Annotated in this window: 4 protein-coding genes and 1 pseudogene; all 5 read right to left on the reverse strand. The window is 70.9% G+C overall.

Annotation, left to right across the window (positions count from 1 at the left end):
- The coding region (locus AC08OJ_RS13865) for an ATP-binding cassette domain-containing protein (protein ID WP_476595928.1) at nucleotides 1-398 on the reverse strand (398 nt) is incomplete at its 3' end.
- On the reverse strand, nucleotides 398-1,417 hold the full coding sequence (locus AC08OJ_RS13870; protein ID WP_476595929.1) for an oligopeptide/dipeptide ABC transporter ATP-binding protein: 1,020 nt from the start codon (nucleotides 1,415-1,417) through the stop codon (nucleotides 398-400). The genes AC08OJ_RS13870 and AC08OJ_RS13865, both read right to left, overlap by 1 nt.
- Nucleotides 1,418-1,560: 143 nt before the next feature.
- Nucleotides 1,561-2,577 (reverse strand): annotated as a pseudogene (locus AC08OJ_RS13875) (ABC transporter permease); the annotation flags it as partial.
- Nucleotides 2,578-2,720: 143 nt separating this feature from the next.
- Entirely contained in the window at nucleotides 2,721-3,674 is a 954-nt protein-coding gene (locus tag AC08OJ_RS13880) for an ABC transporter permease (RefSeq protein WP_476593634.1), read from the reverse strand.
- Nucleotides 3,675-3,680: 6 nt separating this feature from the next.
- Nucleotides 3,681-5,342: an ABC transporter substrate-binding protein gene (locus tag AC08OJ_RS13885; RefSeq protein WP_476593635.1), complete on the reverse strand. Its 1,662-nt coding sequence runs from the start codon at nucleotides 5,340-5,342 to the stop codon at nucleotides 3,681-3,683.
- Nucleotides 5,343-5,964: the final 622 nt, after the last annotated feature.

The raw sequence follows: 5,964 nt of genomic DNA on the forward strand, positions 1-5,964 counted from the left end.
GCCACCCACACGCTGACCGCACCGGTGGATCCGGCCCGCCCGGGCGGTGCCGGATCCACCGGTGCGGTCAGCGTGTGGGTGGCGGTCAGCGTGTGGGTGTAGGGATGATGCGGTCCGGCCAGTACCGCGGCGGCCGGGCCGATCTCCACGATCCGGCCCCGGTGCAGGACGGCGACCCGGTCGGCGAGGTAGCCGACGACGGCCAGGTCGTGCGAGACGAACAGGTAGGACACGCCGTCGGCGTCCCGGGTGGTGGCGAGCAGCTCGAGCACCGCGGCCTGGACGCTGACGTCAAGCGCGGACACCGGCTCGTCGCAGACGATCAGCTTGGGATCGCCCGCGAGGGCCCGGCCGATCGCGACGCGTTGCTTCTGACCGCCCGACAGCCTCGGCGTCATCACCGGCAGCAGCCGGGAGCCGAACTCGACGCGCCCGGCAAGGTCGGCGACCGTGCCCTCGCCGCCCGGCGCAGCACCGTGGCGACGGTGTGCCGGGGATTGAGGGTGGTATCGAGGTCCTGGAAGACCATCTGCACGCGTCGGCGGTTGTCCGCGCGGCGGCGGAACAGCGATGCCGGTAGCGGCCGGCCAGCGAGCCGGATCTCGCCGGGTCCGTCCAGGCCCAGTCCCACCACGGCCCGGGCAAGGGTCGTCTTCCCGCTGCCGGACTCCCCGACAAGGCCGAGTACCTCCCCGTGGCCGATGTCGAGGTCGATACCGGTGAGCACGGGTGTCCGGCCATAGCTGCGGGACAGCCCCCGCACGGTCAGCAGCCCCGGCCGGGCCTCCCGCGGGGCCACGCCGACGACCTGTTCGGGACGGCGCAGCAGTCCGACGCGGTCGCCGTGATGGCAGCGCACCGTGTGCCCATCGTGCCCGCCGGGTCCGTCCGGGGAGTCGACGACGGGGGCAAGCGGCGACTCGGACGCACGGCACACATCGTCGGCGAGCGCACACCGGTCGACGAAGATGCAGCCCACCGGCCGGTCGGTCGGCGACGGCGGCTGCCCGGGCACCGCCGGTATCCTGCGTTCCCGCCTGCTCACCCCCACCCGCGGGACGGCGGCGACGAGGGCGGCGGTGTAGGGGTGGCCAGGCGCGGTGAGCAGGTCGGCCGCCGTGCCCTGTTCGACCAGGCGGCCCGCGTACAGTACGCCCACCCGGTCACAGGTACGCGCCACCAGTTCAAGATCATGGCTGACAAGCATGACGGCGGCGTCGATCCGGCGCCGCAGCGCCTGGATCAGGTCGAGGACCTCCCGCTCGACGGCGGCGTCAAGGCCGGTGGTCGGCTCGTCGAGGACGAGCAGGCGGGGGCTGCCGGCGAGGGCCGCGGCGATGCCGACCCGCTGCTGCTGGCCCCCGGAGAGTTCGTGCGGCCAGCGTCGCGCGATCGTCGCGGGCTCGGGCAGCCGCACCGCGCCGAGCAGCTCGACGGCCCGCGCCCGGGCCTCGGCCCGGGACAGCCCCCCCCCAGCCGGCAGGCCTCCGCCACCTGCGCGCCAACCCGCACGGTGGGGTCCAGGCTGCTGCTCGTGCCCTGGTGGACCATGGCGAAGGCGTCGGCCCGCCACCGCCGGCGCTCCCGGGCGGACAGGGCCCGCATGTCGACCCCGTCGAGCACGATGCGGCCGGCGTCGATGGCACCCCCGCCGGGCAGCACGCCCGCGAGCGCCGCGGCCAGCGTGCTCTTGCCGCACCCCGACTCTCCGACCAGGCCGTAGGTCTCACCGGGTCGGACCCGCAGGCTGACGCCGTCGACGGCGACGGCCGGTCCGCCGGACGACGGGTAGCTCACCGTCAGTCCTTCGACGACAAGCCCCCCGGCGGCCACGGCCTCGCCCACCACCCCGTCGCCCACCACCGCGTCGCTCACCACCGCGCGGCCTGTTCCCGCAGGTTGTCGGCGATCAGCGCGACACCGATGACGAGACTTCCGACGGCGAGCGCCGGGAACAGCACCGTCCACCAGCCCTGCTGGAGGAAGACGCCGGTTGTCGGCCACGGAGGCCCACCACTCCGGGGATCCCGGTGGCTGGCCGAGTCCGAGAAAGGACAGGGTCGAGGCGGCGAAGACCGCGTCGCCCAGCCTCGACGTCGCCTCGACCAGCACGGTTCCGGTCACGTTGGGCAGCACCTCCCGCCACAGCAGCGACCAGAACGGCTCGCCACGCAGCCGGGCGGCCTCGACATAGGGCTTCTCCCGCTCGACCAGCACGGCCGCCCGCACGCTGCGGGTCACGATCGGGACGAAGAACGTTCCGATGACCAGGACGAGGGTGGTCGTCGAGCGGCCCACAAGTGCCACCACCACCACGGCCGCGACCAGATTCGGGAAGACAGCGAGCACATCGACGACCCGCATCACGATCTCGTCGAACAGGCCGCGCCGCGCGCCGCACACGAGCCCGAGCAAGCTTCCGACCGCCACCCCGAGCGCGGTCGCCAGCGGAGCGACCTCGAGCACCGGGCGGGCTCCTGCCATCACCCGCGACAGCACGTCCCGGCCGAACTGGTCGGTGCCGAACAGGTGCCCGCCGCCCGGCCCCAGCATCCGCTGGGACGGATGCTGGGCCATCGGATCCGCCGGCGCCAGCTGCGGCCAGAACACCGCGACGACGACCCAGCTGACCAGCAGGAACGCGCCGACCACGGAGCCAGCCCGGAAGCCAGCCCGGGAGCCGACCGTGACGCTCGCCGCGGAATCCACCGCGGTGTCGTTCACCGCGCCCTCCCCACCCGTACGCGCGGATCGAGCAGCGCGTACACCAGGTCTGCGACGACGTAGATGCCCATCCCCACCGCGCCGAGCACGATCGCGCCGGCCTGCAGGGTCGGCACGTCCTTGCTGGTCGCCGACGACAGCAGCAGGTCGCCGATGCCCTGGTAGCCGAACAGCAGCTCGACGGTCACCAGTCCCGCGAGCAGGAACTGCAGCTGCACGGCGAGCGCGCTCGTCGCCGGCACCAGCGAGTTGCGCAGCACGTGCCCGCGCACGAGCTGCGCCTCGGACATGCCACGCACCCGCATTGCCCGGATGAACGGGCTGGCGAGGACCGCGACCGTGCTCGCCCGCACGTGCCTGGCGACATAGCCGGTGCACAGCAGGACCAGGCAGACCGCGGGCAGCAGCAGATGCCGGATCAAGGTCAGCGGACCGGCCCCCGGCGGTGCCTGCGCCGACGAGGGCAGCCAGTGCAGCTTCACGCTGAAGAGGACCAGCAACACGACGCCGGTGACGAACTCGGGAACGGCACCGAGGCTTAGGCCTGTGACGCTGAAGATCCGGTCGGTCAGCCGCCCCTCGCGCAATCCCGCCGCAAGGCCGAGCGCCAGCGCGACAGGGACCAGCAGGACGAAGGCGAGCAGGGCAAGCGTCGCGCTGTCGAGCAGACGCTCGATCACTAGCGGGCGGACGTCGACTCCGAGCGTGTAGGAGCGCCCCCAGTCACCGGTGGCGAACCCACCCAGCCAGTGCAGGTAGCGGGGCACCAGCGGCTCGTCGAGACGCAACTGGTGGCGCAGCGCGTCCACCGACGTCTGGCTGGCCTCCCCGCCCAACACGACGCGCGCCACGTCGCCGGGGATCAGTTCGGTGGCGATGAACACCAGGAAGCTGACCGCCAGCATGGTGACGGGGATCGTCGCCAGCCGCCAGGCCAGGAAACGCACCATGCCGGATCAGGCCCGGCTCACGGTTGTCAGGTCGAGGAAGGCCGACGGGTGGGCGCGTAGCCCCCTGACCCGGTCGGACCGGTAGGCCCGGACGGCCCCGGACCACACGGTGATGATGACCGGCACGTCCTCGTGAAGGGCCCGCGCGATGATCTCGGCCTGCTTCTTCCGCTCGGCGGGGTCGGTCGCGGCGTCGTAGGCGTCGGCCGCGGCGTCCAGGGCGGGGTTGGCGTACTTCGAACCGTTCCAGACCGCGTGGCTCTTCACCATCGGGATGATGAACTGGCTTGGCGTCGGGCGGCCCACCCAGCCGACGAGGTTCGCGGTGGTGAACAGCCAGGGGGTGTCGGTCTCCTGGTTGCCGCCGTAGAACGCATCGGAGGTCTGCTGGTCGAGATCGACCGTGATCCCCACCTGCTTGAGCTGGTCCTGGATGACCAGCGCGTAGGCCTTGTTCGGGGCGCCGAAACTGAGAGTGAACCGCAGGTTCTCGACCCCCGCAGCGGACAGCAGCGACCGGGCCTTCGCCGCGTCCTTCGCGCGTTGCGCGAGGTCCTTCGGGGCGGCCGCGAACGCGGGCGCGAGAAGGTGGTCGTTGCCGAGGACGCCGACCCCGTTGTAGACGGAGGCGAGGACACCCGGCCGGTCCAACGCGTAGGCGATGGCCTGCCGGACCTCCTTCTTCGTGAACGGTGGCTTGTCGACGCGCAGGGTGAACGCGGTCAGGCTGGTACCGCTGACCTTGTCGACGGCGATGGAGTTGCTTCCGGCGATCGGGACGACGAGGTCGGCCTCGGACAGGATATGCGCGTCGATGGCGCCGCTCTGCAATGCCAGCAGGTCGGCCTGGGCGTCCTTGTGGAAGGTCACCTTGACGCCGTCGAGGTAGGGCTTGCCGGCGTCCCGGTACTTCGGGTTGCGGCGCAGCGAGGCTCCCTGGCCGACGTCGTAGGAGTCGAGCCGGAACGGCCCGGTGCCGATCGCCTTCGTGGCGAACGTGCCGACCTTGTAGTCGCTCTTGAGCACGACCGCGTTGTAGTTGCCCGCGGAGACCAGGTAAGGGAAGTCGGAGAACGGCCGCTCGAGGTGGAAAACCACCGTGTCCGCCCCCGACACCGCCACGCCGCCGGCCTTGAGGACTGACGCGAAGGCGGACAGGGCGGCGGACTTGTTCGCCGGGTCCAGCAGCCGGTCGAACGACGCCTTCACGGTCGGCGCGTCCAGCGGGATGCCGTCGGAGAAGAGCACGCCCTTGCGCAACGTGAACGACCAGGTGCGTCCCGCGTCGGACGACGTCCACCCGGTCGCGAGCTGAGGGCGGAGCTGGAAGTCTGGATCGAGCCAGATCAGGTACTCGGCGACAAGCTGGACCAGCGCGATCGCGGTGCCGTCGTACATGATCACCGGGTCCAGCGCGGTGGGCGGCGTCGGAGCCCCCAGGGTGATCAGGCCGCCGCGCCGGCCTCCCGCGGCGCCCGACGCGCCGGCCGCGCCCGTGTCCGCGCTGGATCCGGAGCTGCCGCAGGCCGCGAGGAACGCGGCGATGCCGCCCGCACCGGCACCGCCCAGCAGGCCACGGCGGGTGAGCAGGGCCCGCACGGGATGCTCGGCGGCGGAGGACGTCCGATTCCCGGCGATGTCGATCGGGGAAGTAGGAAATGACGACATGGATATGGATCCTTTGCGTGATGAACGAGGAGGACGAACGAGGAGGAGGAGGAAGAGGAGGACGGGCGTCGCACCGCGATGGTCGCGACGTGGAAGTGTGAAGTGTGGGTCAGTGCCAGATCACCCGAACGACACGTGCCCGTCCAGAAAATCGGCGATCGGATCCGACACCCGACCCCGGCAATTATCCGGGAGAAGGACCGTCAAAATCTGGAGGAAATTTTCGGAAACAATGTTGACCGCTAAATCCACGCGACGTGCGGTCAGCTCGTTCTCCCCGTCAGCGACAACACAGGGAGCTTGCGACGCGGCGGAGGTCGAGATACCTCCGGGCAACAAATGCCCACTTCAACATCACACTCTGACCATAGCCGAGGGTCGGGCACAGCGCAATGACACGCACCCATACAACCTTGAGTACATGAGCGATATACGTTCCGTATGCCATACGGAATGGAGTTGCTGAACGACAGCCGTCCACGTTGCTCACGATCTGCTGGCTTACGCCGGGCAGCTAGCGGCCCGGCCCACCCACGCCTACCTGCCCTTCGATCTGACCGTTCCCCCGGACACGCCACCGCGCGAGGTGCTCCAGGTCATCACCGCATGCGGTGGACTGCTC

This window comes from Frankia sp. CgKIO3, assembly GCF_977946435.1.